Genomic DNA, 24,024 nt, shown 5'->3' with positions numbered 1-24,024 from the left:
TTGGACTAGACCTATAGGGCCGAAGGGATGGGGCCATGAGCAACCGTGCAGTCCTGGAGGTGATCGCCCTCGACGAGCGGGACGCGGTCGCCGCCCAGGCCGGAGGGGCCGACCGCCTGGAGCTCGTCACCGACATGGCGGCAGACGGGCTCACCCCGTCCCGGGAGACCTTCGCGGCGATCCGCGCTGCGGTCGACATCCCGCTGCGCGTGATGCTGCGCCTCGCCGACGGATTCGCCGCGGGTGACGTCGAGGCGCTCGAGCGCGCCGCGCGGGGACTGCGGGCGGAGGGGGCGGACGAGTTCGTCCTCGGCTTCCTCGACGTGCAGGGCAACCCGGACCTCGTCACCGTCGAACGGCTCGTCGCCGAGCTGGAGGGGTGCCGGTGGACGTTCCACCGGGCCATCGACCGCGCGGCCGACCGCGACGCGCTGCGCAAGCAGCTCGCGGACCTGCCGGGCCTCGACACGTACCTGACCGCCGGGTCGGCGGCGGGCGTGGACGACGGGCTGCCGGTCCTCCTCGCGGAAGCGGCGCGCCGCGGGGAGCCGGGCTACGAGGCCCAGCTCCTCGTCGGCGGCGGCCTCCGCCTCGACCACCTCCCGCCGCTGCGCTCCGCGGGTATCGACGCCTTCCACATCGGGGGCGCGGCGCGCCCGCGGGGGTGGGCGGCGCCGGTCGACGTGTCGGCGGTCCGGGAGTGGCGCGAGGCGCTGGACGCGTAGCCCTACGGGGTTGGGGCGGTGCGGCTGCGGCCGGTGGGGGGCGGGGCGGGTCGGGGCGGGTCGGCCCGTGTGCGGGCCGGTGGGTGGTTCGTGCCCACCCGTTCTCCCCCTGGGACTTCCCCCTAGGACTTCCGCCCAGGACTTCGTCCTGGGGGACCCCCCGGCGGAACGACTGCCCACGAACAAGCTCAGGACAGTTGCGGCGGCAGCGGGGCCCCGTGGAGCACCGTCAGGCCCGAGACCGCGCGGGTCAGGGCCACGTACAGGCGGCGCAGGCCGGTGCGCTCGTCCGGCTCGCCGTCGACGACGGCCGCGGGCTCGTCCAGTACGACGTAGTCGTACTCGAGGCCCTTCGCGAGGGACGCCGGGACGAGGGTGAGCCGGGCCTCGGGGGTCGTCTCCTCGCCGGGGGAGAGGTACGGCAGGCCCGCCGCGGTCAGTGCGTCCGCGAGCGCGGGCACGCGCGCGTCGGCCGCGATCAGGCCGATGGAGCCCTCGTGCCGGAGGGACTCCAGGCACGCGGCCACCACATCGCCGTCCCCGGACGCCGCCCGGATCTCCAGGGAGCCGGGGGACTCGCGGACCGAGCGGACCTCCGCCAGGCCCGGGGACATGTGCGGCAGCAGCCGTGACGCGTACGCGATGACCTCGCGGGGCACACGGAAGCCGGCCGTCAGCTCCTCGACCGCCGCGTCCGGCTTGCCGAGGTGGGCCAGCGCCTCGGCCCAACTCCCCGTCGCCCAGGGCGTGGTGCCCTGCGCCAGGTCGCCGAGCACCGTCGCCGATCCGGTCGTGCAGCGCCGTCCCACCGCCCGGTACTGCATCGGCGACAGGTCCTGCGCCTCGTCCAGCACCACATGCCCGAGCGAGTGCGTGCGCTCGACGAGATCGCTCGCCTCGTCGATCAGGACCGCGTCGGCGGGGGACCACTTCGCGGTCCGTACCGACCGCGGCGGCTTCGTCCAGAGGATCGCCTTCTGCTCGTCGGCGCCGAGGACGCCGTCCGCGTGCTCCGCGAGGAAGTCCGCGTCGGACAGCAGTCGCAGGACCAGCTTCGCCGGGTCGACCGCCGGCCAGATCGCCTTGACCGCCGCCTTCACCGCCGCGTTGCGCGCCACCGCGTCCTGCACCCGGTCGTCCGGGGCCTCGCCGGCCTGTTCCATCCGTACGAGCACGGCATGCGCGATGCGCTGCGGCAGGGCGTCGCGGGCGGCCCCGTACCGGATGTCGCGGTCCAGCAACTCCTGGACGATCTCCTCGAGTTCGTACGCAGGCACCCGCCACCGCCGCGACCCGCGGACCACCATCAGGGCCTCCGCCGGCATCGTGACGTGCGAGCGCACCGCCCGCCGCAGCACCTGCGCCATCCGGGCGTCGCCCTTGACGATCGCGGCCTCGGGGGTGTCGTCGCCCCGTACGTCGACGTGCGCGACGAGATCGTCGACCGTCGCCTGCCGGACCTCCAACTCGCCCAGCGCCGGGAGGACCTGCTCGATGTAGTGGAGGAAGGAGCGGTTCGGGCCGATGACGAGCGTGCCGGTGCGGGCCAGCCGCTCCCGGTGCGCGTAGAGGAGGTAGGCGACGCGGTGCAGGCCGACGGCGGTCTTTCCGGTGCCGGGGCCGCCCTGGACGCAGACCGTGCCGGACAGGCCCGACCGTACGATCTCGTCCTGCTCGGGCTGGATCGTCGCCACGATGTCCCGCATGGGGCCGACGCGGGGACGCTCGATCTCCGCCTGGAGGAGCCTGCTGGTCCGCTCGGCCTCGGAGGGGTCGGTGAGGTGCTCGTCCTCGTACGCGGTGAGGTCGCCGGCCGTGTAACCGAAGCGGCGGCGCAGGGCGACGTCCTGCGGGTCCTTCTTCGACGCGCGGTAGAACGGCTGCGAGACCGGCGCACGCCAGTCGATCACCATCGGGTCGCCCTCGGCGTCGTGGACGTGCCGGCGGCCGATGTAGAAGCGGTGCCCTTCCTGGGCGGAGTGCAGATAGTCGAGCCTGCCGAAGAACAGCGGGGTGTGGGCGAGGTCCGCGAGCGCCTTGATGCGGTCCTCGATCTGGGCTTCCAGGACCGCGGCGTTGACCCAGTTCGCGGTGACGTCGCGGATGTCGAGCGACTGGACGTCCTCGCGCATGGCGCGCAGCGCGGAGCGCGACGCGGCCAGATGGGCGCGCTCGTGGCCGAGCGGATCGGGATCGGACTCGGCTACGGACGCGGGCGCGGCTACGGACGCGGACGCGGGTACGGCCTCGGGTACGGGCGCGGGCACGGGGCTGCCTCCGGAAGGTACGTGGGTGTTACGGCATGGCTGCGCGTCCGGTTGCCGACCGGACGGCGGCACTCCTCGGAGGGAGGCGGGCAAGACGGGCGATTCTAGTCAGCCGCGAGGGTGGGGGCGAATGGTTTTCCGTGGCCGGTCGGCCGGTCGGCCCGGCGGTCCGGTCGGCCCGGCGGTCCGGTCGGCCCGGGGCCCGTGGGCATCCGTCCCGTAGGGGATGCCGTATGCCCGAAGTCGTGCGGGGCCGGGATCGCGGGTCGGACCGCAGGCCGATGTGCTCCGGGCGCGGAAAGCCCACCATGGAGATATGAGTACAGCCACCTTCCACCAAGCCGCCGGGCCCGGGCACGGCGCCACCGCGAGCGGTGCCACCGACCACCACAGCCACCGTCTCGGCGACGCGCTGCGCGCGGTCAAGGTCTTCGTGAAGGCCGCCGTCGGTGTCGTGGTCCTCGGGGAGTACGGCGAAGAGGCCGGCGTCGTCCACCGTCACCGCTGACCCCGCCCTGCCCCAGCTGACCCCGCCCCGCCTCTGCTGAACCCGCCCTCTGACCCCGCCGCCAGGCACCAGGACCTGCCCGGGTTCGCTGATCCACTAGGGTCGCGGCCGTGACAAACCCGTACCGGACCGTGACCGGCCGTTCACTCACCGCGGCAGGCGGTGCCCTCGCCCTCGTCCTGTCGCTCGCCGCGCTGGCCGCTCTCTGCCTCGGTCAGCACATCCCCATGGCTGACACCCTCGTCTACCGCGCGGAGGGTACGGCCGTCGCCAACGGAACCGATCTGTACGGCTTCACCGTCACCGAGTGGCAGCTGCCCGCCACGTACCCACCCTTCGCCGCGATCCTCTTCGTACCGACGACGTGGCTGCCCGTCACCGCGCTCAAGGTCGCCTTCGTCGCCGGGAACGCGCTGCTGCTGGCCCTGCTGGTGCGGCTCTCCTGCCGTTTCGCCGGACTGCCGGTGCGGGCGCCCCAGGTGCTCGCGGCCACCGCGCTCGCGCTGTGGCTCGAACCCGTCTTCCAGACGCTCGTCTTCGGCCAGATCAACCTCGCGCTGGTCTGCCTCGTCCTGTGGGACCTGTCCCGGCCGCCCGGCTCGCTCGGCAAGGGCTTCGCCCTCGGTGTCGCGGCGGGCGTGAAGCTCACCCCGGCCGTCTTCATCGTCCTTCTGCTGATCACCGGCCGGGTACGGGCCGGGCTCACCGCCCTCGCCTCGCTCCTCGGGACCGTCCTCCTCGGCGCGCTGGTCCTCCCCGAGGCGAGCGCCGACTTCTGGACCCGCCGGATCTTCGAGACCGATCGCATCGGCCGGGCGTGGATCATCGACAACCAGTCCCTCCAGGGGCTCTTCGCGCGCGCCCTGCACACTCAGGAGCCGGGCGCGGTGTGGGCGGCCGGCGCCGCCCTGACCGCCGTCGCCGGCCTCTGGATCGCCCGCCGCGCCCCGGAGCGCTGGGGCGTTCTCACCGTCGCCTTCACCGCCCTGCTCGTCTCGCCCATCAGCTGGTCCCACCACTGGGTGTGGTGCGTCCCGCTCCTGGCCGTCCTGATCGCGGAGGGCCATCGCCGCACGGCCGCCGCCGTCACGGCCGTCTTCCTGGCCCGCACCATGTGGCTCGTACCGCACCACGGCGACCTGGACCTCCAACTCTCCTGGTGGCAGCAGCCGTTGGCCTCGCCCTATCCGCTACTGGGGCCGGTGCTCATGGCGTTCGCGGCGCTCCGGGCTCGCGCGGCCGCGGCCGCCACGGACACCCCGCCGGCAGCCTGCCGCGAGACCGCGGAGTTGAGTAGCCGAGCAGGCGCTCCCTGAGTACATGAGCAGAGCCACCGGCCGGGACAGGCTGATGCAATCGGGGCATGACGCAGACCAGCACCGCCGCGCCCCTCGACAGCACCGACGCCGTGCCCCTCGACAGCACCGGCGCGTACGAGCACGAGCAGAGCGACGTGCGCCCCCAGCGCACAACGGCCCTGATCGGCCTCGGACTTCTGCTGATCGCCTTTGTGATCACGGTCGGCGTCATCCTCACGGACGCGGTCGCGGGCGACGGCGTCGCCGGTTCGGCCGTCGACGCCGCCCTGTGGTCGCTGGGCCTCTCCGGACTGACGGGCCTGGGCGCGGCCGCGCTGCCGCGCGGCTCGCTGAGGCGCGGAGTACGGGGCAAGGCCGTCTTCGCCCAGTACCTCCTGATGATCCTCGGCCCGATCCTGGCGGCGCTCGACTGACCCGGGGGCCGGGTCCGGGCCCCGGGCGGGGGCCCTGGGGCTTACCCCTCCGCCATCAGGTCGTCCGCGTCCATGATCCGGTACGCGTAGCCCTGCTCCGCCAGGAACCGCTGGCGGTGGGCCGCGAAGTCCTGGTCGATCGTGTCGCGGGCCACGACCGAGTAGAAGTGGGCCTTGTGGCCGTCGGCCTTCGGGCGCAGGACGCGGCCGAGGCGCTGGGCCTCCTCCTGGCGGGAGCCGAAGGTGCCGGAGACCTGGATGGCGATCGTCGCCTCGGGGAGGTCGATCGAGAAGTTCGCGACCTTGGACACGACGAGGACGCTGATCTCGCCGTTCCGGAACGCGTCGAAGAGCTTCTCGCGCTGCGAGTTCGGCGTCTCACCCTTGATGACCGGTGCGTCCAGATGTTCGCCCAGCTCGTCGAGCTGGTCGATGTACTGGCCGATGACCAGGGTCTGCTGGCCCGCGTGCTTGCGGACGAGCTGCTCCGTGACCTTCCGCTTCGTGTCCGTGGTGGCGCAGTAGCGGTACTTCTCCTCCGTCTCGGCCGTCGCGTACGCCAGCCGCTCGGAATCCGTCAGATTGACCCGGACCTCGACGCAGTCGGCGGGCGCGATGTAGCCCTGCGCCTCGATCTCCTTCCACGGCGCGTCGAAGCGCTTGGGGCCGATGAGGGAGAAGACGTCCGACTCGCGGCCGTCCTCGCGGACGAGGGTCGCCGTCAGGCCGAGGCGGCGGCGGGCCTGCAGATCGGCCGTGAACTTGAAGACCGGCGCCGGCAGCAGATGCACCTCGTCGTAGACGATCAGGCCCCAGTCGCGGGAGTCGAACAGCTCCAGGTGGGGGTAGATCCCCTTCCGCTTCGTCGTCAGCACCTGGTACGTGGCGATGGTGACCGGGCGGATCTCCTTCTTCGCGCCGCTGTACTCACCGATCTCCTCCTCGGTGAGCGACGTGCGCTTGACCAGCTCGTGCTTCCACTGGCGGGCCGAGACCGTGTTCGTGACGAGGATCAGGGTCGTCGCCTTCGCCTGCGCCATCGCGCCCGCGCCGACGAGCGTCTTGCCCGCGCCGCAGGGCAGCACGACGACGCCCGAGCCGCCGTGCCAGAAGCCCTCGACGGCCTGCTTCTGGTACGGGCGCAGGCCCCAGCCCGACTCGTCGAGGTCGATGCGGTGCGCCTCGCCGTCCACGTACCCGGCATGGTCCTCGGCCGGCCAGCCCAGCTTCAGCAGCGTCTGCTTGATCTGACCGCGCTCGGAGGGGTGCACGACGACCGTGTCCGGGTCGAGCCGGGTGCCGACCAGGGGCTGGATCTTCCTGGAGCGGAGGATCTCCTCCAGGACGGGCCGGTCGGTCGTGGTGAGCACGAGCCCGTGCGCGGGGTGCTTGACCAGCGTGAGCCGCCCGTAGCGGGCCATCGTCTCGGCCACGTCGACGAGCAGCGCGTGCGGGACGGGGTAGCGGGAGAACTCGACGAGCGCGTCCACGACCTGCTCGGCGTCGTGGCCCGCGGCCCGGGCGTTCCACAGCCCGAGGGGCGTGATGCGGTACGTGTGGATGTGCTCGGGAGCGCGCTCCAGCTCCGCGAACGGGGCGATGGCGCGACGGCACGCGTCGGCCTGCTCGTGGTCCACCTCGAGCAGGAGAGTCTTGTCGCTCTGGACGATGAGCGGTCCGTTCACGCGTGTGCCCTTTCTCGTGGCGCCGGTGCGGGGCCCGGGCGATCCCGTGGGATCCCGGGGCGATCCGTCCAGCCAAACCTCCAGTCTGCCTTATCGGGCGGTGCGGCCGGGTGGCGTCGGCCACACCGCCTTCGGGACCGGGTCGTCTCGGATCAGCGGACTGTTGATCAGGGGGCCCTCGATCTGGACGTCGATGGGGACGGGGGCGGCGGACGCGAGGGTCGCGACGAGGGCGACCAACGCGGCCGTGGCGAGGGCGACGGCGATGAAGCGCATGGCCTGGCCTGGCCTTTCTGTCGGGCCTTGCGGTCGGATATGGGCGGGATCCGTCAGATGGCGATGCCGAGCGCCTCGGCGCCCGCCGTGACGCGGCCGGGTCGACCCCGATGGCGGCGGCGGGTGCGGTCAGGGCGAAAGATCACCCGGGGGAGGGTTCTTGATCACCCTGGGGGTGGGATGCGCGGGGTGCGGGCTTGTGCGCGCTGGTGGAGCGTGCCGGACACGCGGCCCGCCGGGCGGGTACCGGGCACGCCCGTCGTGAGGGCCTGCGCCGTACGACGCCGACGTGCCGGAACTGCCGGAGCCGGACGCGGAGCCGGTGACCCGCCCGGTGCGCCGCCGGCGGTTCGAATCGGTGGGGCTCCAGTCGCCTGAAGTGACGTGAGTTAGTTCCGAGTTCGGCAACTCGGAATTCACTGTTCCTTACCAGGATCCTCTTAAGTTGACGTGTCCATAGCGGATCTTGGCCGCAATTGTGGCCGGACGGGGAGGGGCCGTGAGGGGTTCTCGCGCGCGCGGACGCAGGGGGGCGGGCAGATCCATCGCCTCCGTTGCGATGGGGATGGGAATCGCCGTGACCGTCGGCCTGCTGCCGGTGGGAGCGTTTCCGGCGGCCGCGGCCGGGCAGTCGGCGACCGCGGCGGCGCGGACCGCGAGCGGGCAGCAGGCCTCCGCCGCGGAGGAGCCCGCCGCTGCCGCCACGGAGGAGGAGGCGTTCGCCCGGGCCGAGCGACTCGGCAAGAACGTCGAGATCCTGTCGCTGCGCGGCGAGAGCACCGACGTCTACGCCACGCCCGAGGGGGACCTGGAGTCCCGCGAGTATCTGCGTCCCGTGCGGACCCGGATCGACGGCGAGTGGCGGCCGATCGACACCGCACTCGCCAAGGTCGGCGAGGGCGCGGACAAGGGCATGGTCGCGCCGAAGGCGGCCTCGGTGGGACTCGCGTTCTCCGGTGGCGGCAAGGGTCCGCTGGTCCGTCTGGAACGCGTCGGCCGGACCCTCGAACTGTCCTGGCCGGGCACCGTACCGGCGCCGGTCCTGGACGGCGACACGGCCACCTATCCCGACATCCTGCCGGACGTCGATCTCCGACTCGCCGCGCGGCCCGAGGGCTTCACCCAACTCCTCGTCGTCAAGTCGGCGCAGGCGGCGCGAAGCCAGAAACTGACCCAGCTGCGGCTGCGGCTCGGGACCGAGGGGCTGGTGACGCGGGAGACCGCGGGCGGCGGCCTTGCGGCGGTCGACAAGGGTTCCGGCGGTGTCGTGTTCGAGGCGCCCCGGCCCGTGATGTGGGACTCCAGCACGGTCGCGGAGGAGCAGACGCAGGGGACGAAGGCCGGCCAGACCGGTACGGAGGCCGGCCGGGCGGGCGCACGGGGCACCAAGGCCGCGCCCGGTGCCGGCGATGCGGGCACTACGTCCGCGCCGACCATGTCCCCCGCATCCGCCCGGACCTCCGCCGACCAGGCCGCCGAGCCCACCGTCGCCGACTCCGCCCGGGTCGAGCCCATCGGCGTCGACATCCCCGCCGGCGGTGACGAACTCGTCCTCACCCCGGACAAGGGCCTGCTCACCGGGTCCGACACCGTCTACCCCGTCTTCATCGACCCGCAGTGGTACTCGCCGAAGGCAACCGCCTGGACGATGGCCTCCAAGTACTGGGCCGGCTCGCCCCAGTGGAAGTTCAACGGCGATCCGGATGCGGGCCTCGGCTACTGCGGCTGGGCCTACTGCAACCCGTACGACGTGAAGCGGCTCTTCTACCAGATCCCGACCACCAAGTTCGCCGGCCGCAGCATCCTGTCCGCCGAGTTCGTGGTCCGCGAGACGCACGCCGCCTCCTGCCAGGCCCGTGAGGTGCAGCTCTGGCGAACCAAGGGCATCAACTCCTCCACCACCTGGAACACCCAGACCGCCTCCGGCTTCTGGATCGACCACCTCGAGACCCGCAGCTTCGCCTACGGCTACGACGGCTGCTCCTCGGCCGACGCCGAGTTCAACGTGAAGGACGCCGTGGCGCTGGCGGCGGCGAACAACTGGCCGTCCCTCACCTTCGGCATGCGGGCCACGAGCGAGGACGACCGCTACACCTGGAAGCGGTTCTCGGACGACGCCTATCTGCGCGTCAAGTACAACCGGCCGCCGCCGCGGATCAGCACCTCGCAGCTCACCATGGACCCGGGCGGCACCTGCGCGACGAGCGCCAACAGGGCGTACATCCGCTCCCGGGCCACGATCCGTGCCAACAACGTCACCGACCCCGACAACGACCGCATCCAGGTGCAGTTCCGGGCGCTGTGGGACTCGGGCGACGGCTGGAAGCAGCGCTGGATCTCGGCGAAGAGCACGGACAAGGCGTCCGGCTCGGACTTCTCCATCCAGCTGCCCACCACGGTCCCGCAGAGCAAGCTCGTCGCCTGGGAGGCCCGGGCCTGGGACGGCGCTCAGTGGTCGGCCTGGAGCGGGCAGAACGCGCACACCTGTCACTTCGTCTACGACACGAGCGTCCCCGTCGGGCCGTCGATCACCTCGACGCAGTACCCGGCCTCGGACCCCGCCGACCCGAACGACCCCTGGTGGGACGGGGTCGGCCGGTACGGCACCTTCAGCATCGACACGTCCTCCGGTGACGTCACCAAGTACTGGTTCGGCGTCAACGGCTCACCCACCAGCGCCAACACACTGACCACCTCCGGCGGCGGTGCCAAGACGATGAAGTTCATGCCGACCAAGCCCGGCATCAACTTCATCACCGCCAAGGCCTTCGACGCGGCCGGCAACGCCTCCGAGACGCGCACCTACACCTTCCGGGTCCGCTCCGGGCAGCCCGACCGGCTGTCCTGGCAGCTGGACGAGGGGGCCGGGGCGACCCAGGTGGCCGGATCGGGCGGCGCCTGGCCCGCGATGATCAGTGGGGCGAAGGCCGGTGCCGAGGGCGTCACGGGCAACGGTCTGGAGCTGGACGGCCTGGACGACTATGCGGCCACCGACTCCCCGGTGCTCAACACCGGCAAGAGCTTCTCGGTGTCGGTGTGGGCGAAGCTGCCCGCGTCCCCGTCCGGCGCGACCGTGGCCGTGGCCCAGTCCGGTGCCAACACCAGCGGCTTCGAGATCTACTACTCCTCCACCCTCGGTGGCTGGGTGTTCCTGCGGCACGGCGCCGACTCCTCGGGCACCACGACGGCCCGTGCCGTCCAGCCCGCCTGCCCGACCGGGGACACCGCCTGCGCGCAGGCCCGGGTCAACCGGTGGACGCACGTGGTCGGCGTCTTCGACAACGTCGCCCAGATGATGAAGCTGTACGTGGACGGCGCGCTCGTCGGCTCCACCCCCTTCAGCAACCCCTGGGACGCGCGCGGCCGTACCTTCCTGGGCGCCGCCTCCCACTACGGGAGCACCGGCAACTTCTTCAAGGGCGGCCTCGACGAGGTCCAGCTCTTCGACTACCAGCTCACCGGCACCCAGGTGACCCGGCTGACGAACCGTCAGCCGGTGGACACCGGCCGGCCCGCGAAGCTGGTCTTCCCGCTCGACGAGACCGCCGACGCCGTCTCGCTGACGGGCCGCGCCCAGGCGGCCCCCGCCACGCTCAAGGGCGGTGCCGTCTCCGGGGCGAGCGGCGTGAACGGCAAGGCGCTCCAGTTCGACGGCGTCGACGACCACGCCACCACCGGCCGTCCGATCATGGACACCTACCAGAGCTTCACGGTGTCCACCTGGGTCAAGCTGCCCAAGGACAAGGAGGCCCGGGCGATGACGGCGGTCGCCCAGTCCAGCAGCGTCAACGCGGGCTTCGAGCTGTACCACTCCTCCGCGCTCGGTGGCTGGGTCTTCATGCGGGAGCAGAGCAACGACCCCGCCTCCACGGTGGTCCGTGCCACCCAGACCGCGTGCCCGCAGAACACCCACTGTGCCGCCCACCGGCTCGGGGAGTGGAACCACGTCGTCGGCGTCTACGACATCGACACCTCCCAGCTCCGGCTGTACGTCAACGGTGTGCTGCAGGCCACGGCCCCCTTCACCACACCCTGGCTGGCCACCGGCGAGGTGAGCCTGGGCGGCATGATCAGGTCGTCCGACGGCACGCTGGTCTCCCCGCTCAAGGGCGCCATGGACGACGTACGCCTCTACGACCGGGCGGTCTCCGCCGATGAGGTGCGCCAGCTGTTCAAGCAGCGGCCGCTGGTCAACAGCCGCTGGAAGTTCCAGACCGCGTCCACGGCCACCCCGCCGGTCACCCCGGACGCCGGCCCCGCCGCTGCCGGCCTGAGCCTGTACAACGGCGCCGGCCTCGACGGGGGCTGGGTCGACGGCGGCCTCACGCTCGACGGCGTGGACGACTACGCCGCCACCGCGAGCGGCACCGTGCCCGTCGACACCACGTCCAGCTTCACCGTCAGCGCCTTCGCGCAGACGCCGGCCAGGCCCACCGGCGAGGTCGCACTGGTGAGCGCGCCGGGTACGAACAAGGACGCCTTCTCGGTGCGGTACGTCCCGAGTCCCACGCCGGGGACAGGCGGCGGCCGCTGGCGGATCACCGCCGCCGACGCCGACAAGACCGACGCCGGGACCGCGGCGGTGGAGAACGGGCAGTTCTACGGCCCCGAGGAGTGGACCCACCTGGCGGTGGTCCACGACGGGTTCGCCCACGAGATGCGGCTGTACGTCAACGGCGAGCTGCAGGAGGTCGCCTGTGTGGACGCCGACGACGACGGCGTGCCGGACGTCAGCGGCTGCTCCGAGCAGGTGTCGTACGCCGAGAACGTGCTGACCTTCAAGGCCGTGCAGTCGCTGAGGCTCGGCCGTGACCGGGGCGGCGCCTACTTCCCCGGCTCACTCTCGGACGTCTGGACCTTCCAGGGCGCCCTCAGCGAGTCGCAGATCGCTCATCTGTCGGTCGGCATGCCGGGAGTCGCCACCGAGGTTCCCGGAACGGACTGACCCGACCTGTCGGACGACCTTTCACACGAGCTCTCACATAAGGCGTGCGCACCCCAAGGCCGCCCGGGCAGATCCCGGGCGGCCGGTGCGTGTTCGAAACCGAGGGGAACGATGAAGGACAGGGATACGGCACGATCGGGCCGGGCAGCCCGGTGGAGACGGAAAACCGCACTGGCATCCGCCGTCGTCATGATCGCCACGGTCCTCCAGGGGATCACCGCGCCCACCGACACGGGAGCCGTGGCGGACGACGGGCGGGGCCGGCCGGCACTGCCGAAGGCAGAGCGGGCCGTGGCCGGCGCCGGGGTCACGAAGGTGAAGCCCCGCACGGTGGAGCGCGGGCCGCGCACCCCGCGCACCGAGCCCAGGGCCGAGTGGCCCGAGGCGGCTTCGGGCCGGGTGACGCTCGGCGGGACACCGGCGGGCACGCAGGACGCCGCGAAGGGCGCGCGGAGCGCGAAGGGCGAGGGAGCCGAGGCGTCGGCACCGGTCAGGGCCGGGAAACTGCCGGTCTCCGTGGGACGGCCCACGGTCAAGGGGCGCAAGGCCGCCTCCGGTCCCGTCGACGTCCAGCTGGCAGGGCAGGGGCAGACCCGGCGGGCCGCGGTCGACGGGCTGCTCGTGACGCTCGCCCCCGAGCGCACGGACTTCACCGACGGCGCCGCCCGGGTCCGCGTCGACTACCGCGACATCGCACAGGCGTACGGCGGCGGCTACGGCGCCCGGCTCAAGCTGGTGGAGCTGCCCGCCTGTGTGCTGAAGACCCCGGAGTCGGCCAAGTGCCGCACCCGGACACCGGTCGAGACCGTGAACGACACCGAGGGCAGCACGCTCACCGCCCCGTCGGTGCGGCTCAGCGCCGCGCAGCCGACCGTGCTCGCCGCAGTCGCGGACGACAGCGCGGCCACCGGCGACTACAAGGCGACCCCTCTCGCCCCGTCCGCGACCTGGCAGACCAATCTCAACACCGGTGACTTCGCCTGGTCCTATCCCATGGCCGTCCCGGAGGTGCCGGGCGGACTGAAGCCGAGCGTCGGCCTCGGCTACTCCTCCGGCTCGGTCGACGGCCGGACCGGCGGGACCAACAGCCAGGCCTCTTGGGCCGGCGACGGCTTCGACCTTTGGCCGGGCTACATCGAGCGCCGCTACAAGCCGTGCGCCGATGACGGGGTCGAGAACAGCGACGGGCTGAAGCCCGGCGACCTGTGCTGGGCCTACAACAACGCCTTCATCAGCTTCAACGGCAAGGGTGGCGAACTCGTGCCCGCCGGCACCGACGAGTTCAAGCTCCGCCAGGACGACGGCACCCGCATCAAGCGACTCGCCTCCACCGCTCGCGGCAACGACGACGACAACGGCGAGTACTGGGAGCTCACCGACCCCGACGGCGTGCGCTACTACTTCGGCTACAACCGGCTGCCCGGCTGGGCCGACGGCAAGAAGACCACGCAGTCCACCTGGACCACCCCCGTCTTCGGCGACGACACGGGCGAACCGTGCCACGCCACCGCCTTCGCGGACTCCTGGTGCCGACAGGGCTGGCGGTGGAACCTCGACTACGTCGTCGACCCGCGCGGCAGCGCGATCGCGTACTTCTACACGCAGGAGAAGAACTCCTACGGCCGCAACCTGAAGGCCACCGACGACACCCGCTACACCCGCGGCGGCCACCTCGACGAGATCCAGTACGGCCTGAAGTCGTCGTCGATGTACACCGCGAAGGCGCTCGCGAAGGTCACCTTCACCAACGCCGAGCGCTGCTTGCCGGACGCCCGGACCACCTGCTCGTCCATCTCCACGGACTCGGCGTACTGGTACGACACCCCCTGGGACCTCAACTGCGACGAGGGCGCCGACTGCGACCAGGGCCGCCTCTCCCCCTCGTTCTGGACGCGCAAACGTCTCACCGGCGTGACCACACAGGTCCTCGACGCCACGGGCGCCTACCAGAACGTCGACTCATGGAAGCTGACCCACCGCTGGGGCATGGCGGACATCGACTACCAGCTGCTGCTCGACTCGATCCAGCACACCGGCCACACCGCCACGCCCGCGATCACCCTGCCGAAGACCACCCTCAGCTACACCCAGCTGGAGAACCGGCTCGACAGGACCGGTGACGGCTACGCCCCGTTCATCAAGGCCCGGCTGGCCACGATCGCCGACGAGTACGGCGGCCAGACCGACGTCAGCTACTCGGCGCCCGCATGCGACTGGGCCGCGCTGCCCACCCCGCACACCAACACCACGCGCTGCTTCCCGCAGTACATCGGCGGCAGCTCCACGGACGACGCCGACCAGCACTGGTTCAACAAGTACGTGGTCACGTCCGTCACCGCCACCGACCGCACCGGCGGCACGCCCGACCAGGTCACCGCGTACGAGTACCTGGGCGGCGCCGCCTGGCACTACGACGATGACGACGGCCTGACCAAGGAGAAGTCCAAGACCTGGTCCCAGTGGCGCGGCTACGGGCACGTGCGCGTCAAGACCGGCGGCCAGGGCGGCGACGCGGCCCTCAAGTCGCAGTCCGACACGTACTTCCTGCGCGGCATGGACGGCGACCGCGCCTCCGCGACCGGCGGCACCAAGAGCGTCAGCGTCACCCTCGGCGCGGGCGAGGGCGACCCGATCACCGACCACGAGCCGTTCGCCGGCACCGCCTACAAGACGGTCGGCTACTCCGGCAACGGTGGGAAGATCCTCACCAAGTCGGTCAACCGCCCCTGGTACCACCAGACCGCGAAGAAGACCCGCACGTGGGGAACGGTCACCGCCAACTTCACCGGCATCGACCACACCAGGTCGTGGACGTCCCTGGACGACGGGGCGGGAGCGTCCTGGCGCACCACCTCCACCGACACCACGTTCGACACCGTGGCGGGCCGCGTCACCCAGGTCGACGACTTCGGCGACGACTCCACCGCGACGGACAACCGCTGCACCCGCACCACCTATGCCACCAACACCACCGCCAACATCCTGAACCTGCCCGCACGGGTGGAGACGGTCGCGAAGGCCTGCGCCGACCCCGTCGACCGTTCGAAGGAGGTCATCTCCGACGTTCGCTCGGCCTACGACGGCGGCGCCTACGGCGCGGCCCCGACCAAGGGCGACGCCACGGCCACGGCCCTGCTGAAGAAGCACGACGGCACCACGGCCACCTACCTGGAGTCCGGAGCCACCTTCGACCCCTACGGCCGGGTGCTCACCAGCACCGACCTGACGGCGACCGTCACGGTCACGGGCACGGCCGCACCGGTGCGCACCGCGCGCACAGACGGCCGGACCACCACCACGGACCGCACCCCGGCCACCGGCTTCGTCACCAAGACGGCGACGACCACACCGCCGGCCAAGTCCGGCGACGCCACCACGGCCCTGGTCAGCTCCGCCACCCACGATCCGCTGCGCGGCGGGACGCTGACCCAGACCGACGCCAACGGCAAGATCACGACCTTCACCTACGACGCTCTCGGCCGTTCGTCCAAGGTCTGGCTGCCCGACCGCGCCACCACCCTGACGCCCAGCTACGAGTTCGACTACCTGGTCTCCGAGGGACAGCCGGTGGCCGTGGCGACGAAGGCGCTCGGCGTCAACGGCAGCCAGGTCACCGCGTACAGCATCTACGACGGGTTCCTCCGCCAGCGTCAGACGCAGAAACCGGGCCCTGACGGTGGACGGCTGCTCTCGGACGTCTTCTACGACGAACGCGGCCTGGCGGCCAAGTCGTTCGAGACCTACTACGCCACGGGCGCGCCCTCGCGAACCCTGTTCAAGCCCGCTGACGCGCTCTCGGTCGAGACGCAGACCCGTACGACGTACGACGGCATGGGCCGCCCGACCGTGACCGAGCAGGTCGCGGGCAACGGCGACGGCGGCACGGTGCTCGGCACCATCCGCACCCTCTACGGCGGCGACCGCACCACGGTCATCCCCCCGGAGGGCGGCACCGCCACCACCACCGTCACCGACGCCCGCGGGCGGACCACGGAGCTGCGCCAGCATCACACACGGTCCGCGGAAGCCCCGTACGACACCACCCGCTACGGCTACACCCCACGCGGCGAGCCGGCGAAGGTGACCGACCCGGCCGGCAACAACTGGACCTACACCTACGACCTGCTCGGCAACCTCACCTCGACCGTCGACCCGGACAAGGGCGCCAGCTCCTCCACGTACGACGACCGCGGCCAGGTCACGTCCGTCTCCGACGACGGGACCACCGACCTGTACTACGTCTACGACGGACTCGGCCGGCAGACCGAACTGCGGGAGAACAGCGCCACCGGCACCCTGCGCGCCAAGTGGGTCTACGACACCATCAGCGGCGCGAAGGGGCACCTGGCCGAGGCCACCCGCTATGCCGGCGGCAACGCGTACACCAACAAGGTCGTCGCCTACGACCGGCTGTACCGCGTCCTGCGCTCGACCGTGACGATCCCCGCGAGCGAGGGCGCGCTCGCCGGAACCTATCTGTCGGCGACCGCGTACAACGTCGACGGCACGGTGCGCTCGACCGGCTCCCCGGCCGCCGGCTCCCTGCCCGCCACCACCGTGGCGTTCACCTACGAGGACCAGACGCTCCGGCCGATCGCACTCAGCGGCAGCCAGGGAGTCGACGTCACCACCAGTTACAGTCTCACCGGCAAGCCGCTGCAGTACGAACTCTCCGACAACGGCGGCAAGAAGACCTGGGTGACCGACACCTACGAGTGGGGCACGCAGCGCCTGGCCACCTCCCGGGTGGACCGCCAGGACGTGCCGGGCGTCGACCGGCACAACACCTACGGCTACGACCAGGCGGGCAACGTCCTATCCGTCTCGGACGTCTCCCGCTCCGGCACGGACACGCAGTGCTTCACCTACGACCATCTGCGCCGCCTGACGACGGCCTGGACCCAGCCCACGAGCACGTGTGCCACGGCCCCCGGCGGACAGACCGTCGGCGGCCCCGCACCGTACTGGCACTCCTACACCTACGACAAGGTCGGCAACCGGCGCACCGAGACCCTGCACGACCTCACCGGTGACACGGCGAAGAACACCGTGCGCACCTACGCCTACCCCGACCCGGGCGCGCCGCGCCCGCACGGTGTGCTCTCCGTGACTCAGGCGGGGCCGGGCGGCACGGCGCAGGACTCCTACGGCTATGACGTGGTCGGCAACACCGACACGCGCACCCTCGCGGGCACGACCCAGAAGCTCGACTGGGACGCCGAGAACCATCTGGTCAAGGTGACCAAGCCGGTCGAGGGCAAGCCGGACGACGTCACCGAGTACGTGTACGACGCCTCCGGCAACCGGCTCATCGCCCGTACGGCGAAGGAGAACACGCTCTACCTGGGCGCCACCCGGATCACCGTGGCCAAGGGCAGCACCACCGCCAAGGCCACCCGCACCCTCGATCTCGGCGGCGGGCATCAGGCGGTCATCGACGACGACGGCTCGGTCTCGTTCACCATCGCCGACCACCAGGGATCGGGGCAGCTCGCGGTCGAGGCGGCGGACCAGCAGCTTACGCAGCGCCGTACGCTCCCGTTCGGCGGCATCCGCGGCACCCGGCCGAGCCTCTGGCCCGGAGTGCAGGGCTTCGTCGGCGGCGTGGACGACACCGGGTCCACCGGGCTGCAGCACCTCGGCGCGCGTGAGTACGACCCGGCGACCGGCCGGTTCATCTCGGTCGACCCGCTGCTCAACCCGGCCGACCCCCAGTCGCTCAACGCCTACGCCTACAGCAACAACAACCCGCTCACCTTCAGCGACCCCGACGGTCTGATGTGCCTCCACGGCGCGCCCGGCGGCGGAGCGGACGGCATCTGCGCCGGTGTCCCGGGTGACACCGACGGCGTGGTCGGCCCCGGCTCCAACAACTGCCAGGGCTCGAATCATTCCTGCAACGAGGCCGCGGGGAAGATTGCCGATGAGGCCAGGAGGAACGGCACCTACGGCAAGAAGCCGATCATCATCCAGCCCAAGGGCGACTCGATCACCATCCAGGGCGTTTACATCCCGACCCAGGCGGAACTCGCCGAGACCTTCCCCTACTACCACGAGCGACTGGACTACCAGCACAACCTCCAGAACTGGGTCAGGGCGAAGCACTGCTCCGGCCTGGACAAGGCGGGCTCTGAATTCTGCAACGCGGTGGGCGAGCTCGGCTGGTTCGGCGACCAGAACGGTCCGGGGCTCCTGGAGGTCCTGGGCATCGACGACTACGTCGGCTGCGCCAGGGGATCCGGCAGCGCTTGCAAGGCCGCCGCGATCGACGTGGGTGTATCGGTGGGCACCGGACTGCTCGGCAAGGGCGCCAAGATCGTCTTCAAGGGGTTCAAGGCGGCCTTCAAGAAGACGGACTCCGTGCCCATCCAGTGCCTTGTCGGGGGCGGCCGGCACAGCTTCACCCCGGGAACGCTCGTCCTGATGTCCGATGGGTCCACCAAGCCCATCGAGGACGTTCGGATCGGCGACGAGATCGTGGTCACCGACCCGGAGAGCGGCCGGACCACGACCCGGACCGTCGTGGCCACCATCGTCACCGAGGACGACAAGCACTTCGTCGACCTCACGGTCTCCCGGAAGGGGTCCCGTGGCACGGACTCGCTGACTTCCACGACGACGCACCCCTTCTGGTCGCCCTCCGAGGGCGCCTGGGTCGACGCCGGGTACCTGCGGCCCGGCATGACGCTGCGCACTGTCGACGGCAGCACCGTCGAGGTCGAGAAGGCCGACGAGTTCCGCAGGCTGCAGCGCACGTACGACCTCACCATCGACGACATCCACACGTACTATGTGCTGGCTGGTAATACCCCGGTTCTTGTCCACAATTCCGGTGGATCGCGGGACCCTATTGGGCTCGGATCGGGATATACGGGACGCCTGGACCAGGCCGATGTCGGTCTGGGAACGGACTTTGAGATACACGTCTACTACAAGGGAACCGAGGTAGGCCTGTACGGGAGCAATGGCTGGTTTGCCAAGCATAGGAAGGGGGCGGATGTTCAGGTCCCTCAAAATGTTGAGAACCGGCTCAAGGGTAAAGCGATCGAGTTCATGCGCGCCAGCGGACGAATCGGCCCCCTGGGCACTGAAGACATCTCGGGGGACAAGTGGAAGCGTCCGCGTCTCACGGGAGGGTGCGAATGATGAAGTTCATCAAGGCCGAGTGGAGTCCGGAATGGCGAGGATTCCGGACCGACCCCAGGGGTTACCTGGCGGAGCTTCCGAACTTCGCCGATGACCTGCCGAACGGGGCCCGCACTTTCGCTTTGGATCCCGATCATTACGACTACGGCAGCCAAAAGTGCGTCAAGGATCTCAAGCTGATCGGCGTGTCTTTGGCTGCTGGAGGCGGCAGAGACTTTGAGATCCGCTTCGGCCCCAACGAGTTCAAGCATGTGTCTGGGCTCGTGATGAGGTATGCGCAAGTGTCGGAGCTTAGTCTGGCTGTCGACGAAGCAGGGTCAAGTGTCGATGATCTGGGAACCGTTCTTCTCGACGAGATCCTCCCAGTGAGGGGCGGGTGTAGCCATGAGATTGCGCTTACAGGCGGCGTAATCTCAATTTCCTGCGCTGATCTTGACGCGGACTGGCAATAGGGTGAATTTCCTGGGGAATGCACCGGTTATTCGCTGAGTTCGCGAGGCATCCAGATGCCCGGAACCGCTGACCGGGCGCCCCCGGATGGGCCCGCCCATCGCCCTTGACGGCAACGCTGACGGCAACGCAGCCGGACGCCGGAGCCCCCACGAGGACCTCGTGGGGGCTCCGGCGTCTGTGACGCGGTAGGTCACCCGAAGGCCCGCAGAGCCCTCACGAACGTGTCCCTCGGGACCACGTACGCGTACCGTCAACGGCCCCCGCGTGATTGATCCGCGGCGCTCTCGTCGGCGAGTTCGGCGACGCCGGTGATGCGGTGCAGGGGGTACGTGCGGACCTCGTCGGCCGTGTGGTCGTACGCCGTGACGAAGCCGCCCTCGACGCGCACGGGGGCGATGACGCGCTGGCTGGCGGCGCCGTCGGCGTTGACGTAGCCGATCCACAGGGCGGAGCCGGTGAGGGCGGCGGCCTGGACGGTTGCGAGGGTCTCGGCCGGCGTGGTGCGGGGTAGCTCGCCGTCCGCGGTGTGCGGCGTGGGCCTGCGTACGGCCGTGGCGGCCATGTCGCCCGCCCGGATCGCCTTCACCGCCGCGCCGAGGAGGGTGTCGTCCGGCACGGGCGGCCCCTCGGGCACGGGGGCGGGCGGGGTGCGGTGCGGGGTGCGGCGGGCGTCGGCGCGGGTGATCAGGACGTCGCCCTCCGCGGACTCGGCCGCGGGTGCGTACCCCATGGCCCGCAGCCCTTCGAGCAGCGCCGCCGGGTCGGCCTGGGCCGCGAGCACGGTGGGGGCGAGGCGGCGCATCCGCAGCGCCTGCGAGCGGCGGTCCGCGAGGATCTCGTCGAGCAGGGCGTCGTCGTCGCAGCGTACGTACGCGGAGGCGGCGCCGATCCGGAGGTGGCCGTGCCTGCGGGCCACGTCGTCGATGAGATAGCTGAGCGGCTGCGGCACGGGCGTACGGCCGTGCTTGGCCAGGAAGGCGTGCAGGTCGGCCGCGGCCTGTCCGGCGTCGAGCGCGCGCCGTACAGATGCGGGCGTGAACCGGTACACGGTCGCCCCGCCCTTCGACTCCACGTCCGCCAGCACGCCGAGCGCGTCGGCGAGCGGCCGCTCCAGCGGTCCTGGCGCCACGGCGGTGAGGTCGGCCTGGAGGAGGACGTGGTCGAGCGGCGCGGGCAGCAGCGGCGCGATGGCCTGCGCGGCGAGCACCGCGCGTTGCGGGTCCGTGGTGTCCAGGAGGGCGCGGGCCGCAGTGGACAGCGCGCCGCGGCCGGTGAGGCCGAGGAGTTCGGCCTCGGTGAGGGTCCACCCGGCGAGGCGGGAGCGGAGGTCCGTGGGCTCCGCGTGGCCGATAGCGGTGGTGCCGGTGCCGGTGCCGGTGCCGGTGGCCGCGGCGCGGGCCGCGCTCGCGTCGCGGGAGGGCGTGGGGCTCGGCGCCGGGACCGGTGCCGGACGGACCGGGCGTTCCCAGCGGAGGCGGGCCAGCAGCGTGTCCGGGGCCGGCGCGGCGCCCTGGGGGAGAGTGGCCAGCAGGGTCAGGACGCGGTGCCGGACCTCGGGGGCCGCGCTGCGGTCCAGGTCGGGGCCGAGGGCGGCCAGCGTGCGGCCCTTCGTGTCCTGGCCGCCGATCAGCCCTGCCGTACGGGTCGCCGTGAGCCATGTCGTCGCGAGCGTCGTCCAGCGCTCGGCCGCCGGGAGATCGAGCCAGTCGTCGTACGCGGGTGTCGGTGCGAAGCGTTCGTCCGCCTCGCCGTCCGAGGCCAGCAGCCCTGCCGTGTAGGCGAGTTCGATCCAGAACGCGGCGATCTGCTCGGAGACGTCCAGTGCCGCCGCCGTGCGCTTGAGGTCGCGCACGCTCAGCCCACCCGCACGGAGCACCGCGGGCGGGGCCGTCTGCCACTCCTTCAGGAGCTCCTCGACGGTCGCGAGCGCCGTGTACGCCTGCCCGGCCGCCGTGTTGTCCACAACCTGTGGACGGTGTTCTGCCGCGACACGGACCTCCGGAGCCACCGGCTCCGGCTCCCGGTGCGCGCGCCCCCCACGCAGATGCAGCGCCGCCTCGCGCGGCAGCACCACCGTGCGCGGCGAGATGGGCAGCAGCAGCCCGCGGTCCCGCAGCCAGCGCACCGGCGGCGTGGGCTCGGCCGTGACCTCCCCGTACGGCGGCCCCCACACCAGCCGGTCCAGCACCGCCAGCGCCTCCGGCGGAGCCGTGTCGAGCAGTGCCGCCATCCGCTCGCGGTCCGTGAACAGCCCGGTCAGCGCGGCGACGGCCGACACGGGGTCATGGGTCGTCGGCAGTCCCGCCGCGGCGAGGATCTCCTGCACGCGGCCCGGTGACATGCCGGCCGTCGCCTCGGCGACCGTCGGGCCGAGGCCGGTCGGCGACGGATGCGAGGGCGACGGGGCGAGCAGTTCGCGGGCGGTGCGCACCAGCCGCAGCCGGTCGTCGTCGCCCCACACCAGCGCCTGCTCGCGCAGCACACCGAGCGTGCGCGGCAGCGCCGCCGCGACCGCCGGGTCGCCCTCGTCGCCCGCGAGCAGGCCGAGGACGGTGTCGTACGACGTCGGCTCCGCGGCCACCGCCAGCGCCTGGGCCGTCTGGAGCGCGAACCGGTCCAGCCGCTCCAGGGCGCGGACGACCGAGGCGCGCGTGCCGGCGCGGGTGGCGAGCTGGGTGAGGTCGTTCGGGACCGGGGTCAGCAGGTCGGGGCGGGCGCGCAGCAGTGCGGCCAGGCCCTCGTCGCCGCGGACGCGCAGCGCTTCGGCCAAGGTGCGCGGTGCCGTGCCCGTACCTGTTGTCGCACTTGCGGGCGTTCCTGTGGGCACGTGCGCCTCCCGATCGAGCTCACCGGTCCCCATCCGCCCCACGTTAGCCCCTGCCCGCGCGCTAACGTCGGGTCAGGGCGCCCGCGGGTACCCCGCAGGTACAGGGCGCGCTGTGGAGGGGCGACCGTGGGCATCGAGAGCGACCAGCTTGTCTTCGACTACCTGAGCCGGGTCGGCGACCTGGCCCAGCAGCACCAGCTGCCCTCCGGTACCAGGATGCGGCTCGTGTCGTCGCTGCGGAACGAGATCGACCGCCGGCGCGCGAAGTACGACCCGGACAGCCCGGCCGCGGTGCGCCGCATTCTGGGGCGGCTCGGCACGCCGGACGAGGTGGTGGCCGCGGCGGCGACGGGCTCGGGGCCGGGGGGCGCGTCCGTGCCCCGTCGTCCCGCCGTGCCCGATGAGCCGCGCACCGCGGTGCCGGAGCAGCGCTCCCGCTCGGCCCGGCGCTTCATCACGCGGCGGGGCAGGGCGGAGAAGGCCGAACCCGACCTCGGGGCCGCGCGGGCCGCGTCGCCCCCGCATCTGGCGGGGATGGACGAACTCGGCCCGTCCGGCGGCGAACCCGACTGGTGGCGGGTCGGGCCGGGGGAGAGCGACATCGGTGGCTTCGTGGGCGGGGTGGAGATCGCCGAGATACTGAAGCCGCCGCGACGCAAGGGCGAGGGGCCCGACGAGGACGCCGAGGACTCCTCCTCGGACTCTTCGTCGGACTCCGCCGAGGACTCCGACGAGGCGGAGCCTGCCGCCGAACGCCGCCGCCGGCGCCTGAGGCTCCTGCGCCCCGGCCGGCAGGGGCTCGGCAACCCCCTCCTCCTGACCGCCGCCGCGCTCCTGGTCATCGGCACGGTCCTCGGCTCCTTGCTCGCCCTCGGCCTCGGCTGGCTCCTCGCGTACGCGTCACGCTCGCTCTCCCGTACGGAGGCGAAGTGGGCGGTCCTCGGGCTTCCGGGCGCGGTCGCCGCGACCGCGGCGGTCTGGCTCTGGGGCCGCGTCAACGGCCACTGGGGCGACCCCATCCCGCCGGGCGGCGACGCGATGGCCGACGCCCTCGCGACGGCGTGGCCGTGGGTGGTGCGGGGGGCGGCGGTCGCGACGGCGCTCTACCTGGTGTGGCGCGCCCGCAGGAAGTAACAGGGCTGCCGGGGCCCCGCCCCCGGCTCGGTCGGGGGCTCTGCGCCCGAACCCCCTCCCCCTGCGCCCCGGTGGGCGTGGGGACCCCCACCTCGATCGCCGGAGGGGCTCAACCTGAGCCCGTCCAGCGATCGAGGACGGACACGGTGAGGCCCTGCAGCACCGTGCTCGCCGGCGCGAGCGCCGCGCCGACCATCAGGCCGATGAGCGTGCGCGGCAGCCGGAGCTGCCGTACGACCTGGGCGGCGTCGCTGGTAAGGCTTGGCCAAGCGCGCCCCAGTCCATGCAGCCGGGCCGGCGCCTCCCGCACGGGCACAATGGCCCGC

12 protein-coding genes and 1 pseudogene are annotated in these 24,024 nt (G+C 71.9%); 8 read left to right on the top strand and 5 right to left on the bottom strand.

Features of this window, described 5'->3' with window-relative positions:
- Positions 1-35: 35 nt before the first annotated feature.
- Positions 36-725: a copper homeostasis protein CutC gene (locus tag ACWCXB_RS03765; protein ID WP_450718635.1), complete on the top strand. Its 690-nt coding sequence runs from the start codon at positions 36-38 to the stop codon at positions 723-725.
- Positions 726-913: 188 nt separating this feature from the next.
- On the opposite strand, the gene ACWCXB_RS03760 is transcribed toward ACWCXB_RS03765, so the two are convergent.
- Entirely contained in the window at positions 914-2,857 is a 1,944-nt protein-coding gene (locus ACWCXB_RS03760) for a HelD family protein (protein ID WP_450718951.1), read from the bottom strand.
- 451 nt (positions 2,858-3,308) lie between these two features.
- Between ACWCXB_RS03760 and ACWCXB_RS03755 the strand changes: the two genes are divergently transcribed.
- The 3 genes from ACWCXB_RS03755 to ACWCXB_RS03745 all read left to right on the top strand — a co-directional run bounded on the left by ACWCXB_RS03755 (position 3,309) and on the right by ACWCXB_RS03745 (position 5,232).
- A complete protein-coding gene (locus tag ACWCXB_RS03755; RefSeq protein WP_450718633.1) occupies positions 3,309-3,500 on the top strand; it encodes a hypothetical protein in 192 nt (63 codons plus the stop codon).
- Between the two features lie 227 nt (positions 3,501-3,727).
- Positions 3,728-4,816 (top strand): glycosyltransferase 87 family protein, encoded by a 1,089-nt coding sequence (locus ACWCXB_RS03750; protein ID WP_450718949.1) that lies wholly within the window; start codon positions 3,728-3,730, stop codon positions 4,814-4,816.
- 47 nt (positions 4,817-4,863) lie between these two features.
- Positions 4,864-5,232: a hypothetical protein gene (locus ACWCXB_RS03745; protein WP_450718631.1), complete on the top strand. Its 369-nt coding sequence runs from the start codon at positions 4,864-4,866 to the stop codon at positions 5,230-5,232.
- A 41-nt stretch (positions 5,233-5,273) separates the two neighbouring features.
- Here ACWCXB_RS03745 and ACWCXB_RS03740 read toward each other — a convergent pair whose 3' ends face one another.
- Positions 5,274-6,917, bottom strand: a complete 1,644-nt coding sequence (locus ACWCXB_RS03740; RefSeq protein WP_450718629.1) for a DNA repair helicase XPB — start codon at positions 6,915-6,917, stop codon at positions 5,274-5,276.
- A 90-nt stretch (positions 6,918-7,007) separates the two neighbouring features.
- The gene (locus tag ACWCXB_RS03735) at positions 7,008-7,193 is read right to left on the bottom strand and encodes a hypothetical protein (protein WP_450718628.1); all 186 of its coding nucleotides are present in this window, start codon (positions 7,191-7,193) and stop codon (positions 7,008-7,010) included.
- A 559-nt stretch (positions 7,194-7,752) separates the two neighbouring features.
- Between ACWCXB_RS03735 and ACWCXB_RS03730 the strand changes: the two genes are divergently transcribed.
- The 3 genes from ACWCXB_RS03730 (at position 7,753) to ACWCXB_RS03720 (ending at position 19,736) form a co-directional block, all read left to right on the top strand.
- On the top strand, positions 7,753-12,138 hold the full coding sequence (locus ACWCXB_RS03730; protein ID WP_450718626.1) for a LamG domain-containing protein: 4,386 nt from the start codon (positions 7,753-7,755) through the stop codon (positions 12,136-12,138).
- A gap of 189 nt (positions 12,139-12,327) precedes the next feature.
- Entirely contained in the window at positions 12,328-19,284 is a 6,957-nt protein-coding gene (locus tag ACWCXB_RS03725; protein WP_450718624.1) for a polymorphic toxin-type HINT domain-containing protein, read from the top strand.
- Positions 19,281-19,736 (top strand): hypothetical protein, encoded by a 456-nt coding sequence (locus ACWCXB_RS03720; protein WP_450718622.1) that lies wholly within the window; start codon positions 19,281-19,283, stop codon positions 19,734-19,736. Before ACWCXB_RS03725 ends, ACWCXB_RS03720 begins: the two co-directional genes overlap by 4 nt.
- A 251-nt stretch (positions 19,737-19,987) precedes the next feature.
- On the opposite strand, the gene ACWCXB_RS03715 is transcribed toward ACWCXB_RS03720, so the two are convergent.
- Positions 19,988-22,597, bottom strand: a complete 2,610-nt coding sequence (locus ACWCXB_RS03715; protein ID WP_450718620.1) for a helicase-associated domain-containing protein — start codon at positions 22,595-22,597, stop codon at positions 19,988-19,990.
- Between the two features lie 93 nt (positions 22,598-22,690).
- Here ACWCXB_RS03715 and ACWCXB_RS03710 point away from each other — a divergent pair, with 93 nt between their 5' ends.
- Positions 22,691-23,698, top strand: a complete 1,008-nt coding sequence (locus ACWCXB_RS03710; RefSeq protein WP_450718618.1) for a hypothetical protein — start codon at positions 22,691-22,693, stop codon at positions 23,696-23,698.
- A 145-nt stretch (positions 23,699-23,843) separates the two neighbouring features.
- On the opposite strand, the pseudogene ACWCXB_RS03705 reads toward ACWCXB_RS03710, so the two are convergent.
- A pseudogene (locus ACWCXB_RS03705) lies at positions 23,844-24,023 on the bottom strand (iron chelate uptake ABC transporter family permease subunit); the annotation flags it as partial.
- Position 24,024 lies beyond the last annotated feature (1 nt).

Source organism: Streptomyces sp. NPDC001514 (assembly GCF_053597075.1).
This window is presented reverse-complemented; position numbering and strand designations above follow the sequence as displayed.